Origin of the sequence: Streptomyces lavendulae subsp. lavendulae, assembly GCF_002803845.1 — a bacterium.
Classification (GTDB): Bacteria; Actinomycetota; Actinomycetes; order Streptomycetales; family Streptomycetaceae; genus Streptomyces; species Streptomyces lavendulae.
In genome coordinates this window covers 7,721,238-7,743,646 of sequence record NZ_CP024985.1, presented here as the reverse complement: position 1 = coordinate 7,743,646, position 22,409 = coordinate 7,721,238, and the positions used below count along the sequence as shown (strand labels likewise).

Below are 22,409 nucleotides of genomic sequence, written 5' to 3'. Positions count from 1 at the left end.
GCAGTCGGGAACACCTCGGAGGACGACCCCCGGAGAAGTCCGTGCATGACGCTCCCGGCACACCGACGGGCGGAGCGCCCCCGCCCCTGGTCCGCATCCGCGGACTCGGCAAGCGGTTCGGCGGCACCCGCGCGCTCGACTCCGTCGACCTCGACGTCCACCGGGGCAGCGTGCTCGCCCTGCTCGGCCCCAACGGCGCCGGCAAGTCCACCCTCATCAAGGTGCTCGCGGGGGTCCACCGCGCGGACGAGGGCGAGGTGACGGTGGCGGGGCATCCGCTCGGCTCCCACGCCGCGACCCGGAGCATGTCCTTCATCCACCAGGACCTCGGCCTCGTCGAATGGATGACCGTCGCCGAGAACATCGCCCTGGGCACCGGCTACCCGCGCCGCGGCGGACTCATCTCCTGGCGGCGGACCAGGGAGGGCTGCGCACGGGCCCTGCGGCTGGTCGCCGGCCACCTCGACGCCGACACCCCGGTCCGCGCCCTCGCCCCCGCCGAACGCTCGCTCGTCGCCATCGCCCGCGCCCTGGCCACCCGCGCGGAACTGATCGTCCTCGACGAGCCGACCGCCACCCTCCCCGCGGCGGACTGCGCGCGCCTCTTCGACGTCCTGCACTCCCTGCGCGACCGGGGGCACGGCATCCTCTACGTCAGCCACCGGCTGGACGAGGTGTACCGGGTCGCCGACACCTTCGCGGTGCTGCGCGACGGCCGCCTCGTCGACCGGGGCCCGCTCGCCGGCCACAGCCCCGCCCGGCTGGTGCGCGCCATCGTCGGCCGCGAGGAGACCGGCCACCGGCCCGTCAGCACCCCGGCGGCGGGCCCGCCCCTGCTGCGCCTGGACCGTGTGACGACGACGGCCGCGCGGGAGGTCAGCCTGGACCTGCGGGCCGGCGAGGTCCTCGGCATGGTGGGCCTGACCGGCGCCGGCCACACCGACCTGGGCCGGGCCCTCGTCGGCGCCCGGCCGCTGCTCGGCGGACGGATCCTGCTCGACGGCCGCCCGTACCGTCCGGGCACGGTCCGCGCCGCCCTCGCCCGCGGGGTCGCCCTCGTCCCGGGCGACCGTCAGGGGGAGGGCTGCGCCGCCGCGCTGACGGTGCGGGAGAACTTCCTGGCCAACCCCCGGTCCGCCGGGGTCCCGGCGTGGCACTGGATGAGCCCCCGCCGCGAGCGCGCCGAGGCCGCCGCCCTGATCGAGCGGTTCTCGGTGCACCCCCGGGACAGCGAGGTGCCCATCGCCACCCTGTCGGGCGGGAACCAGCAGAAGGTCATGGTCGGCCGGTGGCTCCGGGGGAGGCTGCGGCTGCTCGTCCTCGAAGAGCCCACCGCCAGCGTGGACGTCGGAGCCAAGGCCACGGTCCACCGGCTGCTCGACGACGCGCTGGCCTGCGGTCTCGCGGTCCTGCTCGTCTCCACCGATTTCGAGGAGGTCGCGGGCGTGTGCCACCGCGCTCTGGTGTTCGTCCGCGGGACCGTGGGCGCCGAGCTGACCGGCCCGGACCTCACGGTCGACGGACTCACCCGGACCGCCTCGGCCATGCCGCCCGTCACCGGCCCCGGGACGGCCCGGTGACCTCCTCCCCCTCCTCCCGGCCCCTCCTCGACCGCCTGCGCGGGCACCACGTGGGGGCGTACGGCCTCCCGGCCCTCGCCGCCCTGCTGTTCCTGGTCTTCTCCCTCGCCCTGCCCGCCACCTTCCCCACCCGGGACACCGTCTCCTCGATCCTGTCCAACCAGTCGGTCCCCGCCGTCCTCGCGCTCGGCGCGACCGTCCCCGTCGCCGCCGGGAAGTTCGACCTGTCGATCGGCTACGGCCTCGGCCTGGCGCACGTCATGGTGCTGGACCTGATCGTGAGCGACGGCTGGCCCTGGCCGCTCGCCTGCCTCGTGGTGGTGGCCGGGGCCGCGGCGGTCGGCGCCCTCAACGGGGTCATCGTCGAATTCGGGCGGATCGACTCCTTCATCGCCACGCTCGGCACCGGCAGCATGATGTACGCCGTCACCGGCTGGGTGACCGACGGTGCCCGGATCGTCCCCGGCCCGCAGGGCCTGCCCGCCGCCTTCACCGGGCTCTACGACTCCCGCTTCCTCGGCCTGCCGCTGCCCGCCTACTACGTCCTGGCCGTCGCGGGCACCCTCTGGCTGGTGCTGGAACGGCTGCCGCTGGGCCGCTACCTGTACGTCATCGGCTCCAACCCGCGCGCCGCCGGCATCATCGGCATCCCCACCCACCGCTACTCCGTCTACGCCTTCGCCGGATCGGGCCTGCTCTTCGGCCTCGCCGGAGTGCTGCTCGCCGCGCAGCAGCAGACCGGCAACCCGAGCGTCGGACTGGACTACCTGCTGCCCGCCTTCGTCGGCGCCCTGCTCGGTTCCACCACGATCAAACCCGGCCGCGCCAACGCCCTCGGGACCGTGGTCGCCGTCGCCGTCCTCGCCATCGGCCTGGCCGGCATCGGCCAGCTCGGCGCGCAGTTCTGGGCCACTCCGCTGTTCAACGGCGCCACCCTGCTCATCGCCGTCGGCCTGGCCGGCTACTCCGCGCGCCGCCGGCTGCGGACCGGAGCCGGCGCGCCCCGTCACCCGTAGCGCACCCGCGTCAGGAGCACCGTGCACCGCAACCATCAGGCCACCCTCACCGCCTCGGCCCTGCTGGGCGCGGCCGTCACCCTCCTCGCCGGCTGCGGCGGCGGCCCTCCGCCGGGCGGCGGGCCGTCCTCCCCGGGGCCCTCCTCCGCGGGCTGCCCCGCCGCCCTCGCGAAGGCCGCGGCCGCCGTCCGGCGGGCCGAGAGCACCGACGCGACCTGGACCGGCCCCACCACCGGGCCCGCGGCGGTACCCGGCAAGAACCTCGTCTACGTCGCCCAGACCATGACCAACCCCGGGGTCGCGGGCGTCGCGAAGGGCGTGCAGGAGGCCGCCGACGCCATCGGCTGGCAGGTCCGGGTGATCGACGGCGGAGGCACTCCCGCGGGCATCCAGGCGGCCCTCAGCCAGGCCGTCACCCTCAAGCCCTCGGGCATCGTCATCGGCGGCTTCGACCCGGAACTGACCTCCCAGCAGGTGGCACAGGCGCGGGCCGCGCACATTCCCCTCGTCGGCTGGCACGCGGTGGGCTCCCCCGGCCCCGACGAGAGCGCCGGCCTCTTCACCAACGTCACCACCAAGGTGGAGGACGTGGCCCGGATCAGCGCCGACTGGATCATCGCCCGCTCACACGGCGACGCCGGAGTCGTCGTCTTCACCGACGACTCGATCCCCTTCGCCCGGAACAAGTCCGCGCTGATCAAGAAGGAGCTCGCCGGCTGTCCCGGGGTGCGGCTCCTGGCGTACGAGAACATCCCCATCCCCGACGCGGGCAGCCGCACCCCCCAGGAGATCTCCTCCCTCCTGGCCCGCTTCGGGGACCGGTGGACGGACTCCGTCGCCATCAACGACCTCTACTTCGCGGACGCCGCCCCGGCCCTGCGCGCGGCCGGCGCACCGGGCTCCGGGCCCCCGTTCAACATCGGCGCGGGCGACGGCGACCCCTCCGCGTTCCAGCGGATCGGCAGCGGGCAGTACCAGGCGGCCACCGTCCCCGAGCCGTTGTCCCAGCAGGGCTGGCAGATCGTCGACGAGTTCAACCGCGCCTTCGCCGGCCGGCCCGCCAGCGGGTACGTCGCCCCCGTCCACGTCGCCACCTCCGCCAACAGCCGCGGCGCCACGTCCTGGGACCCCTCCGGCTACCGCGAGGCGTACCGGCGGATCTGGGCCCCGCCCGGTTCCTGACCGGACCCCGCCCGCCGGTTCCTCCGCGGGCCGCCGCAATGTTCGGGGAACGTACGGGCGGCGGCGCGCCCGCCGGGCGGACGGGGCGCCGCGGTTAGCATCGGCGGGATCCACCGCGCGTGAGGGGAAGTCTTGACGGAGTCCAAGGGCCTGGTGCTGGTCGTCGAGGACGAGCGCCACATCGCCGACGTGCAGCGGCTCTACCTGGCACGGGAGGGCTTCGGCGTGCACGTCGAGGCCGACGGGAGCGCCGGGCTCGCCGCCGCGCGGCGGATGCACCCGGTGGCGATCGTGCTGGACATCGGCCTGCCGGGGCTGGACGGCATCGCCTTCTGCAAGGCCCTGCGGGACGCGGGCGACTGGACGCCGGTGCTGCTGGTCACCGCGCGCGGCGAGGAGGCCGACCGGATCCTCGGCCTCGAACTGGGCGCCGACGACTACCTGACGAAGCCCTTCTCGCCGCGTGAGCTGGTCGCCCGGGTCAAGACGGTCCTGCGCAGGGCGGCCGGGCCGCCGGAGCGGCCGGCCGAGACCGTGGGACGGCTCAGCCTGGATCCGGTCAGCCGTACGGTCCGCCGCGACGGCGATCCCGTCGAGCTGACCACCACCGAGTTCAACCTGCTGGCGCACCTGGTCCGGCACATGGGGCAGGTGTTCACCCGGGAGCAGCTGCTGGCCCGGGTGTGGGGGTACCCCGGCTACCGCGACACCCGGATGGTCGACGTGTTCGTGTCGCAGCTGCGCGCCAAGCTGGGGGACGCGAGCCCGATCCGCACGGTCCGCGGCGTCGGCTACAGCGCGACGGCTCCCCGTACGTGAACCGGCTCCGTCCCCGGCGCGGCTCGCTGGCCCGCAGCATCGTGGTGCTGACCACCGCGGTGGCGGCGCTCGCGGTGGCGCTGACGGGGCTGGTCGCCTGGCAGAGCGCCGCGCACGCCGCCGAGCGGCGCGAACGCGACCAGCTGGCGCGGCAGGCCACGGTGCTGAGCCGGCTGCCCGTCCTGTCCGAAACCCTGTTCAACGGCGCCCAGGCGCTGGGCGGACCGAACGGGGTGGAGCTCGCGGTGATCTCCGCCGACGGGAAGGCCGGCGGTGGCGCCACCCCGGCCGTCGGCCTGGCCGTGAAGGCGGCCCTGCTCGCCGGCGAACCGGTCTCCACCACGGCCGTCCAGGGCGGGCAGGAAGTACTGCTGGTGGGGCGGCCGGGCGTGGGCGGCGGCGCGGTCGTCCTCACCGAGCCGTACGCGGTCGTCACGCGGAACACGAACGAGATCCGGCGCAGCGTCGTCGTGCCGCTCGTCGTCGGGATGCTCGGCGCGGCGCTGGCCGGGGCGCTCATGGCGCGCCGCATCGCCCGTCCGCTCGTGAAGGCCGCGCGGGTCGCGCACCGGCTCGCCGACGGTGAGCGGGGCGTCCCGGCCCCCGTCGGCGGACCGCGGGAGACGCAGGAGATCGGGCGCGCCCTCAACGTCCTGGACGCGGCGCTGGCGCGCAGCGAGAACCGGCAGCGGGAGTTCCTGCTGTCCGTCTCCCACGACCTGCGGACCCCGCTGACCGCGCTCCAGGGGTACGCCGAGGCGCTCGCCGACGGCCTGATCGAGGCGGAGCGGCTGCCCGAGGTCGGGGGTGTCCTGGCCGACGAGACGCGCCGGCTGGACCGGTTCCTGGCGGACCTGCTGGACCTGGCCCGGCTGGAGGCGGACGGGTTCCGCCTGGACGTGGCCCCGGCCGACCTGGGCGCGGTCGTCGCCGAGGCCGCCGCCTTCTGGGCCGGGCCCGGCGCGCGCGCCGGGGTCGAGCTGCGGGTGGAGCGGCCGCGGGCGCCCGTCGTCGTCGAGACGGACGCCTTCCGGGTCCGGCAGCTGGTCGACGGGCTGGTGCAGAACGCCCTGCGGGTCACCCCCGGGGGCGCGCCCGTGGTCCTCGCCGTCCGGGCGGCCCCGGACGGCGGGGCCGAGGTGCAGGTCCGCGACGGGGGTCCCGGCCTGACCGAGGACGACGTGCGCGTCGCCTTCGACAGCGGGGCCCTCCACGCGCGCTACCGGGACACCCGCCCGGTCGGCAGCGGTCTGGGGCTGGCCCTCGCCCACCGGCTGGCCGGCCGTCTCGGGGGCACCCTGCGGGTCGAGGGGCACGGTCCGGAGGGCGGCGCCTGCTTCACGGCCGCCCTCCCGCGGACACCCGGCCCGGCCTGAGGCCCGCGCCGGGCGCGCGGGTCCGTACGTTCCCCGGACAATGCGCCAACGGTCCCCTTACGGAGGCTCCGCACAGTGGGGCCCATGAACACTGCATCGGCCGAGGGGCCGGGACTCCTCCACCGGAGCGGGCGCTGGTGCGCCCGGCACGCCTGGCGGATCGTCACCTTGTGGGTACTGCTGCTGGCCGGCCTCGGGGCCGCCGACCACGCCTGGGGCGGCACCTTCGCGGACAGCTTCTCCCTGCCCGGCACCGGCGCCCAGACCGGCGCCGACCTGATCGAGGCGCACACCACCGGCGCCGGGGGCACCGCCGCCCCCCTCGTGCTCCACACCGCGGGCGGTACGGTCGCCGCCCACCGGGAGGCGGTCGCGGCGGCCGTGGCCGGCCTGGACCGGCTGCCCGACGTCCTGTCGGTGGCCGACCCGCTGAACACGCCCGGGGCGGTCTCCCCGCGCGGCGACACCGCCCGGCTGACGGTCCGTTTCGACGGCAACCCGGCGGGCTTCGACCCCTCCTACCTGGCCCGGGTCGACGCCGCCGTGGAGCCGCTGCGCGCGGAGGGCGTCACCGTCGAGTACGGGGAGCCGCTCGGACAGCCGGCCTCGGCCGGCTCCGCCGACCGCGTATCGGAGGGCATCGGGCTGGCCGTCGCGGTGCTGGTGCTGCTGATCGGCTTCGGCAGCGTGGCCGCGGCCGGGCTGCCGCTGCTGACGGCCGTGCTGGGTCTGGCCGTCGCCCTCGGCGCCCTCGGCCTGCTCGCCGGGCCGTTCGACTTCGCCCGGGCCTCCCCGACGCTGGCCGCCATGATGGGCCTGGGCGTGGGCGTGGACTACGCGCTCTTCCTCGCCACCCGCTACCGGGCCCTGCTGCACGCCGGGGCGGAACCGGACGAGGCGGTCGGGCGCACGGTCGCCACCAGCGGCCGTGCCGTCCTGGTCGCCGCCGCCACGGTGGCCATGGCGCTGGGCGGGCTCTGCGCGTCCGGGGTGGGCTTCATCGGCACCCTCGGCATCGCCGCGGGGCTCAGCGTGGTCGTGGCCGCCGCCGCGTCGGTGACGCTGACGCCCGCGCTGCTGGGTCTGCTCGGCCGCCGCGTCGACCGGCTCCACGTGCGCACGCCGGTCGCCGAGCCCACCGGCGCGTCCGACGTCTGGCACCGCTGGGCGCTCGGGGTCGCCCGGCGCCCCTGGGTCTCCCTGACCGCAGGCCTGCTCCTGCTCGGGATCCTCGCCCTCCCGGCGGCGTCCATGCGGCTGGGGCACGTGGACGCCGGGGCGCAGTCCACCGCCAGGACCGACCGCAGGGCGTACGACCTGATCACCGAGGGGTTCGGCCCCGGCGCCAACGGCCCGCTCACCGTCGTCGCCCAGCTCGACAGCGGCCGGATCTCCGACCCGGCCGGCCGGGAGGACCTGGCGGCCTCGCTGCGGCGGGAGCTGACGGCCGTACCGGGGGTGGCGTCCGTGACGGCTCCCGTCACCAGCGCCGACCGGGCCCTGCTCCTGACCACCGTGACCCCGGCCACCGGTCCGCGGGACCCGGCGACCGCCCGGCTGGTCCACACCCTGCGGGACGAGACCGTCCCGCACGCCCTGGCCGGGACCGGGGCCACCGGCTACGTCACCGGCACCGCAGCCGCCGCCCAGACCTTCACGGACACCCTGGCGGCGACGCTGCCGCGGATCGTCGGCGTGGTGGTCGCGGCGGCGTTCCTGCTGCTGCTCACCGTCTTCCGCAGCCCGCTGATCGCGCTCAAGGCCGCCGTGCTCAACCTGTTTTCGATCGCGGCCGCCTGCGGAGTGGTGGTCGCGGTGTTCCAGTGGGGCTGGGGCGGGGCGCTGTTCGGGGTGTCCGAGCCGGTGCCCGTGGAGTCGTACGTGCCGATGATGATGTTCGCGATCGTCTTCGGGCTCTCCATGGACTACGAGGTCTTCCTGCTCTCCCGGATCCGCGAGGTCTGGCTGGACCGGCGGGACAACCACCTGGCCGTGGCCACCGGTATCGCCGCCACGGCCCGGGTCATCACCTGTGCCGCGCTGATCATGACCAGCGTCTTCCTGGCGTTCCTGCTCTCCACGAACGTCGCCGTCAAGATGCTGGCCCTGGGCCTGGGCGTGAGCGTCGTCCTCGACGCCACCGTGGTCCGCCTGCTCCTGGTGCCCGCGTCCATGTACCTCTTCGGCCGCGCCAACTGGTGGCTCCCCGAACGGCTGGACCGGCTCCTGCCCCGGCTCGACCCGGAGGGCCCCGCCCCGGCGTCCACCACGGGGCCCGCACCGGCGCCCGCCCGGGAACCCGGCCCGGAACCCGATCCCGTACCCACCCCCGTACCCCTTCCCGGAGACCGACGATGAAGCGCCCCGCCCTCACCGGGACCCGGGCGGCCCTGCGCCGCCACCTGCTCCTCACGGTCACGAGCGCCGTCGCCGTGGTGGCCGTCGCCGCCACCGCCGCCGCCGAGTCCGCGGCCGACGCCCTGATCCGGCACCGGGTCGCGAAGGCGGCTCCGGGACTCGGTGACGCCGTCACGGTCGGCGTCGGCGGCGACTGGGCCCTGTGGGACCTGGCGCACGGGAGCATCCCCCGCCTCGACGTCGGCAGCGACGACGCCCGCGTGGGCCGCCTGTCCGGGGTCCGCGTACGGGCCCGGCTCGACGACGTCCGCCTCGACGGGCGGGCCACCGTCGGCGGCACGCGGGCCGAGGTGACCGTCTCCCCCGGGGCGATCGCCGGCGCGATCCGGGCCGCCGCGCCGTCGGTGGCCGTGGCCTCGGTGACGGCCGACCCGGCGGCCGGCACCGTACTGGCAGCCGTCGGCCCCGGCGGCGCTGGACAACTGACGCTGCGTCCCGCGCTCGCGGACGGCAAGGTCACCCTCGCCGTCGACGGGCTCACCGTGTTCGGCCGCTCCGTCCCCGCCGGCCGGCTCGGCCTGGACCGTCTCGCACCGGGGCCGGACGCGGGCCGGGCCTACCCCCTCGGGCTCCGGGCCACCTCCGCCGACGTCCGGCCGGACGGCCTGCACGTGTCCCTGGAAGGCGGCCCCGGCCCCCTCCCCGCCGCCTGACGGCCCGGGCCGCGCGCCCCGGCCCGCTCGGAGGGATGCTGGAGGGGAAAGGCCCCGGGGCGTGAGGAGGCACGTCATGACACACGCCGAACAGTGGCAGGTGGGCGTCTACCTGGACGAGGAGAGCGGCACGACCACGGCGCGCGCGGTGCTCGACAACGGGACGACGATCATGACGGGCCGCGGCAAGGCCCGCTGCAACCCGCAGGACGTGGAGATCCCCGCGATCGGTGACGAGCTGGCGGCGAGCCGGGCGATGCGCGACCTGGCCGGTCAGCTGATGCGCGCGGCCGACCGGGACCTGGCCGCGATGGGCGAGGTGCCCGAACGGCCGCGCACCGGCTACGGCTGGCCGGACGACGCGCCGCGGCCGCGACGATGACGGACGAATACCCGCCCTTCCGCCCCGACATGGGCGGCCGGGAACGGCCCGCCACCGGCTGACGGGCGGCCGCCCGGGGACGGGGCGGCCATGAGACGCAGGTCACAGGGGGGTCCGGAGCGGCGCCGGGATTTCGCACGTCTTGCAGCGGCAGACAGAATTGACCCTGCCGTCACGCAGCGTGCCCGACCAGTCCAGGAGTTCCCATGCCGAGCCCCGCCCTCCAGGACCGTGCCCCCGCCTCCCCCACCGTGCCGTGGGAGCGTGCGGAGCCGCTGACGAGGGCGCGGGCACTGGTGAGACGGGCCGGGGCGGGGGCCGGGGGCACGGTGGTGCTGCGGGGGGCCAGCGGCAGCGGACGCAGCACCGCGCTGCGGGCGCTGGCCCGGGACACGGAGCGTCACGGCACGACGGTCCTCAGGGCCCGGTGTTCCGTCCAGGAGGAGGGGGTCGACTTCGGGGTGCTCCTCCAGCTGTTCGACGGCCTCGCTCCGCCCGGCCGTCCGCCTGCCCCCGACGACTGGGGCGGATCGCTGCACGGCGCCGACCTGCCGTCCCGGCTGTGGAGCCTGCTCCGGTCACGGGCCGCGTCCGGGCCGGTGCTGCTCGCGGTGGACGACGTCCACCTGGCGGACGCGGTGTCGCGCCGCTGGCTCGCCCAGGTGACGCACCGCCTGGACCGGTTGCCGGTCGTGCTGGCGGTGACCGAACGGTGGCAGTACGACCTGGTGCTGCCGCGGCCCTCGTTCACCGATGCCTGCCGGGTTCCGGCCGACGAGATCTGCCTGCTGGCCCCGCTCGGTGCGACGGCCGCCCGGGGTCTCGTGCGCTCCGTCCTCGGCGACGACGCACCGCACGCCCTGACCGAGGAATGCGTCGGCGCCGTCGGCGGCAATCCGATGCTGCTGCACGCGCTCCTCACGGACCTGCGGGAGATGTCCGCCGGGGGCCCTCTGCCGGACCGCCTGCCCGGGAGTTGCGCCGATCTGCATCCCGGCGCGTTCACCTGCGCGCTGCTCCGCTGGCTGCACGACGCCGGCGCCGAGACCGCGGACGCCGTCCGGACCCTCGCCGAACTCCAGGACGAGGACGACGCGCCGGCCCTGCTGGTCGCCGTGACCGACGTCGACCCGTCCCGGGTGCGCGGCTGGACCGGCGAACTCACCCGTCAGGGGCTGCTGCGGCAGGATCCGCACGGCGGCCGGCCGGTCTTCTCCCACCCGCTGGTCCGCGGGGCCGTACGTGACACGTGGGACCGGCACCGCCGCGCGGACGTGCGCCGGCGCGCCGCCGAACTGCTGCACCGCCGGGGCGATCCGGAGGAGGCGGTGGTGCGTCACCTGCTGCCGATACCCGCCGTGGGCGCGCCCTGGGCCGCCGACGCCCTGACCGGCGCCGCCGCGAAGGCCGTCCACGACGGGCGGGCCGGCGAGGCGATCACCTGCCTGCGCCGGGCGCTCCTGGAACCGCTGTCCGACGTGCGCCGCAGCGAGGCGCTGATCCGGCTGGGCTGCCTGGAGGTACGCGGCGAACGCGCCTCCGGAGTGCGCCACCTGGCGGAGGCCCTGCGGCTGCAGCACTCCGCCGGGGGGCGGGTCCGCGCCGCCACCGCGCTCGGGACGGCCCTGGTGGCCCGCGGCGAGGTCCATACCGCCCTGGACGTGCTGGCCGAACTCGCGGAGGGCTTCGCCGACTCGACCGACCTCGCGCACGCGGTGCAGGCCGCGACCGCCCTGATCTCCTCCCACGACGGCGACAGCTGGCTGCGGGTGGTGGGCGAGCTGCGCCGCATCGAGGAGCAGTCCCCCGACGGGATCGCCCCGACCGCCAGGGCCCTGCTCACCGAACACGGGGCGACGGCCGGACGGCTGTCGGCGGCCGAGGTCATGGAGCGGGTCCGGTCGCTGACGCGGACCCCGCTGGACCCGCTGCTCGAACCGTACCTCTACGCGTCGGCCGCCACGCTGGCCCAGTGGGCGGACGAACTGCCCGAGGCCGACCGGCTGGTGGCGCGGGGGCTCGTCGCCTGCCGGACGCCGAACCTGCTGCACCCCGGTCACCAGAGCCTGCTGAGCGTCGCCGCGGAGGCGGAGGTGATGCGCGGGCGGTACGCCGCGCTGCTGGCCGACACCGCGCTGTGGGAGGTCCTGCCGGGCAACCGGGCCGCGCCCGGCACGGAGAACGCCCATCTGCGCGCCCAGGCGATCATCGCCCTGACCGAGACGGGGCGGCTCGCCGAAGCCCGCCGTCTCGCCCACGACGTCACGGCCGGGGGTGCGCACGGCTCGTGGGAGTGGAACGAGTTCCTCTACGCGCGGGGTCTGCTGCACATGGCCTCGGACGAACCCGGCGCCGCCCTCGCGGACCTCCTGGAGTGCGGCAGGCGCCAGTCCGCCCGGGAGGTGGAGAGCCCGATCGTCACCCCGTGGCGCTCCGCCGCCGCCGACTGCCACGTGGCGCTCGGGTCGCCGGAGCGGGCCGCCGCGCTGGCCCGGGAGGAGCTGCGGCTGGCCCGCGTGTGGGGGACGCCCCGTACGGTGGGCCGGGCGCTGCGCGCCCTGGGCGTGGCGCTCGGCGGCCGGCACGGTCTGGAACTGGTCGAGGAGGCCGCGGAGTTGCTGCGCGGCGGGGCGGAGCCGCTGCCCGAGCTGCTGCCCGCCCTGCTCTCGCTCGGGCGCTCCCTGCACGAGGCGGGCCAGAGCCGGCGGGCCCGCGCGGTGTTCCGCGAGGCCGTCGAGCGGGCCGAACGGACCGGAGCGGTACGGATGCAGCTGGTCGCGCGGGCGGCCCTGCGCGACTGCGGGGCCCGGCCCCGGCGGGCCCGGCACACCGGGACCACGGCGCTCACCTCCAGCGAGCGCCGCATCGCGCAACTGGCCGCGGCCGGCCACAGCAACGTCGAGATCGCCGAGTTGCTGCACCTGGCCGTGCGGACGGTGGAGACCCATCTGACGCACTGCTACCGCAAGCTCGGCATCCGCCGCGGGGACCTGGCCGTCGCCCTCGGGGAGACCGACTGGACCGGCCGGACCGGCTGACGCCGGACCGGCCGGACCGGCGTCGTGGTGCTCAGGGGGAAACCCACGACACCCACGAGCATAGGAGCGGGCGGGCGCGGCGGGCAGCACGGGAAGGGCAGACCGGAGGGAAGCGGCCCCGCCCTTTCGTTGCCCGGAAGGGCGCCGGCTCTGCCCTCGCCGCCGGGGCGCGGCGGCACGGCTCGCGGGTAGCCTGCGATCCGCGCGTTCCCGTGCGGTGGTGACCCCTGCCGGAGCGGCACGGCCGTCCGGTGCGCGCGTGGAGCGTCCCCCACGGCCCCGCTACGACTCCCGCGGACTCCCGCGCGCCCTGCGCACGGCCCCGCGCACGGCCTTCCTCGTGGTCCCGATCTCGTGGTCGACCACGATGGCCGCGCCCCTCTCGATGGGAAAGGGTGGGAGCCCGTCGTGGAAAAAGGAGTTCTTCACCGTGCTGCAGTTAGTCGACGACGTCCGTACCTCCCGCCGGGTGGCGGTCGCCATTCACGCCCCGGACCCGATCACCCGGGCCGGAGCGATGAGCCACCTGCGCCAGTACCCGGAGATCACGCTCGTGGACGACCCGCGGCAGGACGGGGCCGACGTCGCCCTGCTGATCGCCGACGCCTTCGACGAGACGGTCCTGTCGCGGCTGTCGCGGCTGGTGCGGGCCGAGAAGGTCGGGGTGGTGCTGGTCCTGGACCGGATCCGGGAGGCCGAACTGCTGGACGTCGTCGCGTGCGGGGTGACCACGATCCTGTGGCGCCGCGAGGCCACGGGGGCGCGGCTGCGCCAGGCCGTCCTCGCGGCCGAAAAGGGCGGCTGCGAGCTGCCGCCCGACCTGCTGGCCCAGCTGATCGGCCACATGGGTCGGCTCCAGGAGGGCAAGGCCGGCGGGCAGGGCTCCGCGTCCGTGGCCCTGGGGATGGTGCCGCGCGAGGTCGACGTCCTGCGGCTGGTGGCCGACGGCATGGACACCGCGGAGATAGCGGTCGAGCTCGCGTACTCGGAGCGGACGGTCAAGAACATCCTGCACACCGTGACCACCCGGTTCCAACTGCGCAACCGCGCCCACGCGGTGGCCTACGCGCTGCGCGAGGGCTACATCTAGCGGGTGGCCGGCGCGGTGCGCCGGTCATGCCACCGGCCCGGACCCGGATGCGCCCGGGGGCCCGCGGGCCGCGGAGACGAACACGAGCGAAGAGGAAGCCCGTTGGAGCACGACACAGCCGCCGTCCCGCCGTCCCCCCTCGTCCCGGGGGACACCGTCGCCGTTCTGGGGGCCGGCCCGATGCTCTCCCTGATGCTCCCGCGCATCCGCCGTTCGGGGTTCCTCGTACGGCTCCACCACGCGGCGCCCGGCCGGCCCGAAGGGCCGCCCGAGCCGGGCACCACGCTCTGCGCGACCCCCCGCGAGGCCGCGGAGGGTGCCCGCGCGGTGCTGGCCGTGGTGAACGGTGACGCGGCGAGCCGCTCGGTGTGGCTCGCCGCGGACGGCGCCCTGGCCGGCACCCGGCCCGGGATCCCGGCCGTCGAGTGCTCTCCGCTCTCGGACGGGTGGACGGCCGACTGGGCGGGAGCCTGCCGTGAACGCGCGCTGGCTCCGGTCGACGCCCCGGTGACCGCGAGCACCCCTCGGGCCGCGGACGGCACCCCGATCGTGTTCGCCGGCGGCTCGGCGGCCGCCGTCGAAGCCGCGCGACCGCTGCTCGCCGGGTTCACCGAACAGGTCTTCCGGCTGGGCCCGACCGGCTCCGGCGGACGGTTCAGGCAGGTCGACGACCTGCTCGCCGGTTCCGTCCTGGTCGCCCTGGGCGAGGCCTTCGCGACGGCGGAGCGCCTCGGGCTGGACCTCGCGCGGGCGCTGGACGTCCTGTCGGAGTCCGGCCGGACCGGGGGCCCCGCGCCCGCCGGCGACCGGGCCGTTCGGGCCCACCGCGCGGACATCAGCCGCCTGCTGGCCCGGATGGCCAAGGACCTCGGGTACACCGGCGCCGTCCGGTCCGGGAATCTGCGGATATTAGGCGGGGATAAAAATGGCCGCGCATCACGGAAACACCCTGGAGGGGGACCGGTAAACCGGCCCGGCGCGACCGTGCTGCCCCTTCCGGCACGCCGCCTTTCTGGCCGGAATCCGGACGGAAGATGAGCGCTTCCCCTGGTGCGGTATCGTGAACCCCCCTCACTCGTAAGGCAATTCGGGACAGAGGGAAAGGGAATCGGCGGCCTGTCGCGTCCGGGCCGGCTTTTCAGGAAGGGACTGGTGTGAAGGTTCTCGTTTCGGGTGGTGCCGGATTCATCGGCAGCACGATCGCGTCCGCCTGCATCGATTCGGGAATCACCCCGGTCATTCTGGACAGTCTCGTCACCGGCCGTCGGGAATTCACCGAGGGGCGGGTGTTCTTCGAGGGGGACATCGCGGACGGCGCCCTGGTCGACAGGATTTTCGCCGAGCATCCGGAGATCGGGGCGGTCGTCCACTGCGCCGCGCTGATCGTGGTCCCCGAGTCGGTGGCCGACCCCGTGGGCTACTACGAGGCGAACGTCGCGAAGAGCCTGGCCTTCGTCTCGCACCTGCTGCGCAACGGCTGCGGCCGGCTCGTCTTCAGTTCCTCCGCCTCGATCTACGAGCCCGGCGCCGACTTCTCCGTCGACGAGGACTCGGGGATCGACCCGCAGAGCCCGGACGCCCGCACCAAGGCGATCTGCGAGACGATGTTCGCGGACATCGCCGCCACCCGGGACATCCGCGTCCTGTCCCTGCGGTACTTCAACCCGGTCGGCGCGGACCCCAAGATGCGTACGGGCCTGCAGCTGCGCCGGCCCTCACACGCGCTCGGCAAGATGATCGAGGCCCTGGAGGAGGGGGTCCCCTTCCGGGTCACCGGCACCGACTACCCGACGCGCGACGGTTCCGGCATCCGCGACTACGTCCACGTGTGGGACCTGGCGACCGCCCACCTCGCCGCGCTCCGCGCGTTCGACACGGTGCTCGGCGACGGACAGCGCAGCACCGCGATCAACCTCGGCACCGGCACGGGCACCACGGTCGACGAGCTGCTGGAGGCCTTCGCCTCCTGCGTCGGCACGCCCCTGCGCGTGGTACGCGCCGACCGCCGTCCGGGCGATGTCGCCGGCGCCTACACCCGCAGCTCCCGCGCACGGGAGCTGCTCGACTGGGAACCGGCGTACTCCCTGGCCGAGGGCATCCGGCACTCCCTGGAATGGACCGCCCACCGCGACCGGATCCTGGCCGACTGACCACCGACGCACGGGGGTGGGCGTCCAGCTCTTCGTGCCCTCGCGGCTGTTCCCGTTCGATGCGGCGCGGGAGCCGGAGAGCCGGGTCGTGATCTCGTCCGCCGAGGCCTCGCGGCGGCTCGGGCGGGAACTGCGGACGCCGTGAACCGGCCCCTCCCGCCGCGGGGGTTCCGCGGCGGGAGGGGCCGAGGGGCACCGGTCAGGTGCGGTACGCGTAGTACACGGCGTCCGGGTAGGACGCGATGAGGCTCGCGAGCGACTTCCGGTAGGTGTTCGTGGAGTGGTACGTGACGTAGGGCATGCCCGCACTGCTGCGGTACGTCACCATCATGGAGTGGTCCTTGGACCCGTCCTTGTTGAAGTCCACCTGCACGATGTCGCCGACGTCCGTCTGGTAGACGTTGGCGAGGTTGGCCGCACGCTGGTTGGACAGCGTGAACCAGGCCCACTCGTTCGCGCCGACCCAGGAGTCGGACTGCTTGGCGCCGTCGTACCACCAGTTGCGGTAATCCGAGGTGGAGCCGGGAACGGCCTTCCAGCCACCCGCCTTCAGCGCCTGGCTGATGAAGTTGGTGCAGTCACCGCCGGCGCCGGAGAACTTCCGGTACGCCGGGTTGTAGTTGCTCCAGTACTTCTCGGCGTACTTCGCCATGGCGGCGTAGTCGTAGGCACCGCCGGTCTTCGCCTTGGGCTTCGCCGGCGCCGGGTACTTGGTGGACGCGGGCGTGCCGTCCGGGTACTGGTTGCCGTCGTCCTTGACCACGTTCGCCTTGGCCGCCACGGGCTCGTTCACCGCGACCGGGCCGTTCTCCTGGGACTTGATCGAGTTCAGCTCCCAGGCACCGCCCTTCTTGCTGGTGAGCTTGAGCTCGTACCGGGTCCGGAAGTCGGTCGTGGCCGGCTCGTCCCCGCGCAGCTTCTTGTACGTGAGCACGGTCTGCTCGGTGACCTCGACGGTCGCCTTCCCGCCGGTGACCGTGGCCTTGTCGACGGTCACCTTGGTGTCGGCCTTGGTGTAGGCCTCGCCGAGGTCCGCCAGCCGGGTCCTGCGGGACTTCAGGGACGAGAGAGCCGAGTCCTCGTCCTTCGCCAACTGGGCCGACATGCGGCTCTTCGTGGCGTTACGGCCCGAATTGCGGTGCCCGCCCTGGTCCTCGACCAGGGCTTCGGAGCGCTGGGACAGAACGTCGTTCGCCATGCGCCCGAAGGTGTCGACCGTCTTCCGGTCGGCTGCTTTGGGGCCGGATTCCGCACTCGCAGAGGATGCGAGCAGACCTGCGGTCACCACGCCCACGGTCAGGGCCGCACCGGCGGCGAGCCTGAACCTCTTTGGTATCACTATTTTCCCCTTGTCACACGGTCCACTCGGACCGAGGCACGGAATCTTCGCACAACTTCACGACCCCTTCGCTCCGTTCCGCTTGTGCGATCGAACCGGCGGCGGGTTTCCCTACTCGCGCGTAAGGAAACGGACACGTTCGGTCGCTGGGCGACCCCACAGCAACTGCCTCTAGGGTGTGGGGCAAGAGCAGCAGAAAGGGCATGCGCAGTGGGCAGGCAGGAAAGGGCTGGAAGAGGGCGATCGCGGGACAGAAGGGTGGTTCCGGACAACGGCGGTGGAGCCCCCTCGGGCCGTCGCGGAAGTTCCGGTTCCCGTCGCAAGCCCCGCGCGGCGGCCGGCCGCCGCATCACCCTCCCCCCGGCCCTCGTCGAGGCCGCCACCACCGCCGCCGCCAAGGCCGTCGCCGCGGCACGCCCTTGGCTGCGACGGCTGCGCCCCGCCTACCCGAGGCCCGGCCGCACCGGCTGGCGGCGCTGGGCGCCCTCGTGGCGCCAGTGGCTGGGCGCGTGCCTCTACGCCTTCACAGGCATGGTCGGCTTCGTCGCGATCGCGTACGCGACGACGGACATACCCGACGACCTCAACTCCTTCGCCAAGCAGCAGGACAACATCTACTACTGGGCCGACGGCTCCACGATGGCCAGGACGGGCTGGGTCAGCCGACAGGAGATGCCGCTCGACAAGGTGCCCCCGAAGGTCCAGGGGGCCGTCCTCGCGGCCGAGAACGCCAGCTTCTACTCCGACCCCGGAGTCTCCCCTTCCGGCGTCCTGCGCGCCGTACGCGCCGCCGTGACCGGCGGTGAGACCCAGGGCGGGTCGACCATCACCCAGCAGTACGTGAAGAACGCCTACCTGAGCCAGGAGCGCACCCTCTCGCGGAAGTTCACCGAGCTCCTGCTCGCGGTGAAGCTGGACAACCAGAAGCCCAAGAAGCAGATCCTCCAGGACTACCTCAACACGAGCTGGTTCGGCCGCGGCACCTACGGCATCCAGCGCGCCTCCCAGGCCTACTACGGCAAGGACGTCTCGCAGCTCAACGCCAGCGAAGGCGCCTTCCTCGCCTCGCTCCTCAAGGGCGCCGGCCTGTTCGACCCGGCCCTCGGCAAGGAGAACCGCGAGCGGGCCGTCGAGCGGTGGAGCTGGATCCTGGACCGGATGGTCGAGACCGGGCAGATATCGGCCGCCGAGCGCGCCACGTACAAGACCTTCCCCGAGCCCTCGGGCACCTCCCTCTCCGGCACCCCCGGCGCGCAGACCGGCTACCTGGTGGAGCTGGCCAAGCAGTACGCGGTCAGGTCCGGGCACATCAAGGACTCCGACTTCGACCTCGGCGGCTACCAGGTCTACACCACCTTCGACCAGTCCCGGATGACGGCGCTGACCGCCGCCGTGCAGAACGCCCAGAAGGGCTTCGACGCGGAGAAGCGTCCCGACACCGACAAGCACGCGAAGATCGGCGCGGCGAGCGTCGCCCCCGACGGGCGCCTGCTCGCCGTGTACGGCGGCCCGGACTACCTCAAGCAGGGCTTCAACGAGTCGAACGCGACGACGATCCCGGCCGGCTCGGCCTTCACCCCCCTCGTGTACGCCGCCGGGCTCGACGAGGGGGTGCTGCGCACCCGCGGCAAGGCCCGTACGCCCCTGTCCCCCACCGCCCTGTACGACGGCAACGACCAGGTCACCGTGCAGACGCCCGAGGGCCCCTACTGGGACCGCAGCGGCAAGGTGGTCAAGGGGCGCAACGACGGGGGGCGCAACTGGGGCCAGGTGACCCTGCGCCAGGCCGTCGCGAACTCGGTCAACACCCCCATGCTGCAGCTCGGCCTCGACGTCGGCCTCGACCGGGTGGAGGCGTTCGCCGAGCGTTCGGGGCTGCTCGCATCGAGCCTGGGCCCGCGGATCCCCACGTTCGCGCTCGGGGAGAACTCGACGCCCAGCGCGATCCGCATGGCCGGCGCCTATGAGACCTTCGCCGCCGACGGCATGCACACCGACCCCTACTCGGTCCGCTCGGTGACCCGCAACGGCGCCGCGGTGCCGCTCGACGCCCCGAAGCCGGTCCGGGCGGTGTCCGCCAAGACGGCCCGCGCGGTGACGGAGGCCCTGCGGGACGCCGTCACGGAGGGATCGGCGAAGGCGGCCGGCAAGGCCCGCCCCGGCGCGGCGGGCAAGACGGGCACGACGGCCGCCAACACGGCGGGCTGGTTCGTGGCCAGCACCGAGCAGGAGTCCACGGCCGTGGTGGTCTACCGGATGGCGCTGACCGACCTGATTCCGCTTCCGCTGACCGGGCTGGGCGGCGACGCGCCCGGCACCCCCGGCAGCGACCGCGCGGTGCGGCTGTGGGCCGACTACGTCAAGGCCGTGAAGTAGCCGGGGCGGGCGGCGCCCCCGCGCACCGCCCGCCCCGCGCCCCGCCCCGCTACTTGATCAGCTTCTTCCAGTCCGGCGCCTGCGCCGGGTCGAGCATCCGCAGTTGGGCCAGGACCTTCGGGTCCTGGACGTCGAGCCAGTCCGCCAGTTCCCGGAACGACACGCAGCGGACCTCCTGGCGCGGGCAGACGTCCCTCATGACGTCCTCGACGGCCTTCATGTAGATGCCGCCGTTCCAGTCCTCGAAGTGGTTGCCGATGAACATGGGGGCCCGGCTGCCGTTGTAGACCCGGTTGAAGCCGTTGAGGTACGACATCCGGGTCTGCGCCTGCCAGGACGCGAACTTCGTCGGGTCGCCCTGGGTGCTGTCGCCGGACTGGTTGTAGAGGAAGTTGAAGTCCATGGAGAGGACCTGCGACTCCTTGCCCTGCAGCGGGACGAGCTGGAGCGGAAAGTTCCATATGTCCTGCTGCTTGGACGGCCACATCTGGAAGTCCCCGGACGAGCTCGCGTCGTAGCGCCAGCCGTACGGCTTGACCGCGGTCAGGAGGTTCTTCTGGCCCTCCAGGCAGGGGGCACGGCCGCCGACCATCTCCCGGTCCGGGTCGAAGGGCAGGGGCGCCTCCTTGGTGAACCCGGTGTTGGTCTTCCAGTTCTTCATGAAGGAGTACTGCTGGTCGATCTCGCTCTTCCACTCGTCGACGCTCCAGTCCCCGCCGCCCTTGGGACCGCAGAAGTGCCCGTTGAAGTGCGAGCCGATCTCGTCGCCGTCGGCCCAGGCGCCGCGCAGCTGCTCCAGCGTGGTCTTCACGTGCGGGACGGTCGGGTACGAGATCGCGGAGGCGCCCTGAGCGTGCTGCGGCGGCCGGTAGAGCATCTTCTTGCCGTCGGGCAGCAGGTAGATGCCGGTGAGGAAGAAGGTCATGTGGGCCTTGCTGTCCTTGGCCACCTGGCGGAAGTGCGAGAAGAGGTGGTCGTCGCCCTCCAGCGCCCCGTCCCAGGAGAACACCACGAACTGCGGCGGCTTCTCGCCCGGCTTCAGCTTCTCGGGCTTGAGCTGGCCCGGCTGCGGTCCGGTGTTGGAGGTGGAGCCGTCGCCCAGCACCTTGACCTTGCCGTCCCACGGCTCTTCCGGCTTCTTCGCCCCGTTCGAGGAGGCGGGGGCCGCGAAGCTCGCGTCGTGACCCGCGGAGCCCGCCGAGCCGCCCACGGTGAAGGCGTACGCGGCGCCGCCGCCGAGGGCGACCACGGCGGCTCCGATCCCCAGGCGCTTGCGGTTCTGCGCCTTCCGCCGTTCCTTGCGCTCCTTGCGGGCACTGCGCGGCTCCGCACCGGTCTGCGGAACGAGGTCGGTCTCGGCCATCGCTGTCGTATCCCCCCTGATCACCGCAGCCGGGCCGCGCATGGATGGTTCGTACGAATATAGAACTTGTCGGCACAGCTGCCGCACCGATGTCCATCACCGGCGTCGCTTCACAGCCAACCCACAGCCCCCGGGGTGGCGGTCAGGGCCTCCTCGGGGGCGCCTCCGCCCAGGGTCCCGCACCGTCGCCGGGGATCACCCGCGGATCCGTGGACATGGCTGGTACCGGCCGCTCCCCCTCCGGTTCCGCTCCGGGGCGTGCCATGATGCGCGCCGCGGCCGGGGGCGCGCGGAAGCGCCCGGCGAGGGACAATGGGCACACCTCTGGAGGACGGGGGTGTTGCCATGGACGGCCCTGAGCTCTCCCGGCGGGAGCTGGAGATCCTCAACGGGATCGAGCAGGAGCTGCGTACCGAACAGGTCCTGGACCGCCGGTTGCGCACGCTGCACCGCGGGCTGCGGCCCTGGTCCTCGGCCGGGGACTGGCCCCGGCGACATTGGCTCGGCGCGTGCACCGCGGTGTTCGGCCTCGTCTGCGCGGTGTTCTTCGTGCGCGCCGTGGTCACCTCCTCCCCGGCGCAGATCTGGGCCTTCTCCGGCCTCTGGGTGATCACCCTGGTCGGCCTGCTGCTGCTCGTGATCCGGTGGTGCCGCAGAGTGGCCGCCACGTCGGAGCGGGCGGAGAAGGAGTGACGCGGTTCAGTCCTCGAAGGAGCCGTGCCGCCCCGCGCCGGCGGCGAACCGGTCGGCGCCGGACTGCGTCTCCCCGGCTCCGAGCGGCACGATCCCGTGCCTGTATTCGGCGGCGAGCGCGTCCGGCTCGCTCAGACCGTGCTGGCCGAGGACCGAGAGGCGGTCGTGGCGCAGGCACAGCTGGGGGAAGCCGGCGATCCGGCGGGCCAGTGCCTGCGCCTCCGGGCGGGAACGGCCCGGCGGGACGATCCGGTTGGCCAGCCCCATTCCGAGGGCCTCGGCGGCGCCGACGGGCCGGCCGGTGAGGATGAGGTCCATGGCCCGGCTCTCCCCGATGAGCCTCGGCAGCCGCACCGTGCCGCCGTCGACGAGCGGTACGCCCCAGCGCCGGCAGAACACCCCGAAGACCGCGTCCTCCTCCACGACCCGCAGGTCGCACCAGAGGGCCAGCTCCAGGCCGCCGGCGACCGCGTGGCCCGCGACGGCCGCGATGACCGGTTTGCCGAGCCGCATCCGCGTGGGGCCCATCGGGCCGTCGCCCTCCGGGAGGACCCGGTTGCCGCGCGCGGTGCCGACGGCCTTGAGATCGGCGCCCGCGCAGAACGTCCCGCCCTCGCCCCACAACACGGCGACGGCCGCGTCCTCGTCGGCCTCGAACTCACGGAAGGCATCGGCCAGTCGGGCCGCGGTCGGGCCGTCGACGGCATTGCGCACCTCGGGCCTGGCGAGGACCACCGTGAACACCGGCCCGTCGCGCTCGATCCGTACGGTCGCCTGCTCGTCCACGCCGAACCCCTCCCACGGACACCGATGACGGTCGATCGTGCCACAGCGAAAGGCCCCGGTCTCCATGAGGAGGCCGGGGCCTTTCGGTCGAGCGCTGGGCAGGCCTTGCACCTGCATTCCCCCACGGGAAGTGGGGTGTCTTTCCTTG

Annotated in this window: 17 protein-coding genes; 14 read left to right on the top strand and 3 right to left on the bottom strand. The window is 74.2% G+C overall.

Translation table 11 applies throughout. The annotated features are described in order from the left end of the window. The first annotated feature begins 41 nt into the window (after window positions 1–41). The 12 genes from SLAV_RS34680 to galE all read left to right on the top strand — a co-directional run bounded on the left by SLAV_RS34680 (window position 42) and on the right by galE (window position 15,704). On the top strand, window positions 42–1,580 hold the full coding sequence (locus SLAV_RS34680) for a sugar ABC transporter ATP-binding protein (RefSeq protein WP_030229996.1): 1,539 nt from the start codon (window positions 42–44) through the stop codon (window positions 1,578–1,580). Beyond that, window positions 1,577–2,596, top strand: a complete 1,020-nt coding sequence (locus tag SLAV_RS34675; protein ID WP_037687331.1) for an ABC transporter permease — start codon at window positions 1,577–1,579, stop codon at window positions 2,594–2,596. The genes SLAV_RS34680 and SLAV_RS34675 overlap by 4 nt, the downstream gene beginning before the upstream one ends. A 21-nt stretch (window positions 2,597–2,617) precedes the next feature. After that, entirely contained in the window at window positions 2,618–3,778 is a 1,161-nt protein-coding gene (locus tag SLAV_RS34670; protein ID WP_030229994.1) for a substrate-binding domain-containing protein, read from the top strand. 132 nt (window positions 3,779–3,910) lie between these two features. Beyond that, the gene (locus tag SLAV_RS34665) at window positions 3,911–4,597 is read left to right on the top strand and encodes a response regulator transcription factor (RefSeq protein WP_030229993.1); all 687 of its coding nucleotides are present in this window, start codon (window positions 3,911–3,913) and stop codon (window positions 4,595–4,597) included. Further along, the gene (locus tag SLAV_RS34660) at window positions 4,594–5,973 is read left to right on the top strand and encodes a HAMP domain-containing sensor histidine kinase (protein ID WP_030229992.1); all 1,380 of its coding nucleotides are present in this window, start codon (window positions 4,594–4,596) and stop codon (window positions 5,971–5,973) included. The genes SLAV_RS34665 and SLAV_RS34660 overlap by 4 nt, the downstream gene beginning before the upstream one ends. Window positions 5,974–6,057: 84 nt before the next feature. After that, complete coding sequence (locus SLAV_RS34655) at window positions 6,058–8,331, top strand: MMPL family transporter (protein ID WP_030229991.1); 2,274 nt, start codon at window positions 6,058–6,060, stop codon at window positions 8,329–8,331. Continuing rightward, the gene (locus SLAV_RS34650; protein WP_030229990.1) at window positions 8,328–9,044 is read left to right on the top strand and encodes an LmeA family phospholipid-binding protein; all 717 of its coding nucleotides are present in this window, start codon (window positions 8,328–8,330) and stop codon (window positions 9,042–9,044) included. Before SLAV_RS34655 ends, SLAV_RS34650 begins: the two co-directional genes overlap by 4 nt. 76 nt (window positions 9,045–9,120) lie before the next feature. Continuing rightward, entirely contained in the window at window positions 9,121–9,426 is a 306-nt protein-coding gene (locus SLAV_RS34645; protein WP_030229989.1) for a DUF1876 domain-containing protein, read from the top strand. 206 nt (window positions 9,427–9,632) lie between these two features. After that, window positions 9,633–12,464: an AAA family ATPase gene (locus tag SLAV_RS34640; protein ID WP_051840929.1), complete on the top strand. Its 2,832-nt coding sequence runs from the start codon at window positions 9,633–9,635 to the stop codon at window positions 12,462–12,464. Between the two features lie 259 nt (window positions 12,465–12,723). Then, a complete protein-coding gene (locus tag SLAV_RS34635) occupies window positions 12,724–13,554 on the top strand; it encodes a helix-turn-helix transcriptional regulator (RefSeq protein ID WP_335341800.1) in 831 nt (276 codons plus the stop codon). A 102-nt stretch (window positions 13,555–13,656) separates the two neighbouring features. Then, on the top strand, window positions 13,657–14,592 hold the full coding sequence (locus SLAV_RS34630) for an NAD(P)-dependent oxidoreductase (protein WP_051840925.1): 936 nt from the start codon (window positions 13,657–13,659) through the stop codon (window positions 14,590–14,592). 116 nt (window positions 14,593–14,708) lie between these two features. Beyond that, window positions 14,709–15,704 carry a UDP-glucose 4-epimerase GalE gene (gene galE / locus SLAV_RS34625; RefSeq protein ID WP_030229985.1) on the top strand — a complete coding sequence of 332 codons (996 nt, stop codon included), beginning with the start codon at window positions 14,709–14,711 and terminating at the stop codon, window positions 15,702–15,704. 199 nt (window positions 15,705–15,903) lie between these two features. Here the strand turns inward: galE and SLAV_RS34620 are convergent, their stop codons facing one another. Then, entirely contained in the window at window positions 15,904–17,043 is a 1,140-nt protein-coding gene (locus tag SLAV_RS34620; protein ID WP_030229984.1) for an amidase domain-containing protein, read from the bottom strand. A 531-nt stretch (window positions 17,044–17,574) separates the two neighbouring features. Here SLAV_RS34620 and SLAV_RS34615 point away from each other — a divergent pair. Next, window positions 17,575–19,419, top strand: a complete 1,845-nt coding sequence (locus SLAV_RS34615; RefSeq protein ID WP_391386224.1) for a transglycosylase domain-containing protein — start codon at window positions 17,575–17,577, stop codon at window positions 19,417–19,419. Window positions 19,420–19,468: 49 nt separating this feature from the next. Here the strand turns inward: SLAV_RS34615 and SLAV_RS34610 are convergent, their stop codons facing one another. Further along, on the bottom strand, window positions 19,469–20,782 hold the full coding sequence (locus tag SLAV_RS34610) for a polysaccharide deacetylase family protein (protein WP_234333600.1): 1,314 nt from the start codon (window positions 20,780–20,782) through the stop codon (window positions 19,469–19,471). A 345-nt stretch (window positions 20,783–21,127) separates the two neighbouring features. On the opposite strand from SLAV_RS34610, the gene SLAV_RS34605 reads away from it, so the two are divergent. Beyond that, entirely contained in the window at window positions 21,128–21,475 is a 348-nt protein-coding gene (locus tag SLAV_RS34605; RefSeq protein WP_051840923.1) for a hypothetical protein, read from the top strand. A 6-nt stretch (window positions 21,476–21,481) separates the two neighbouring features. On the opposite strand, the gene SLAV_RS34600 is transcribed toward SLAV_RS34605, so the two are convergent. Beyond that, a complete protein-coding gene (locus tag SLAV_RS34600; protein WP_244225258.1) occupies window positions 21,482–22,261 on the bottom strand; it encodes a crotonase/enoyl-CoA hydratase family protein in 780 nt (259 codons plus the stop codon). Between the last annotated feature and the right edge of the window lie 148 nt (window positions 22,262–22,409).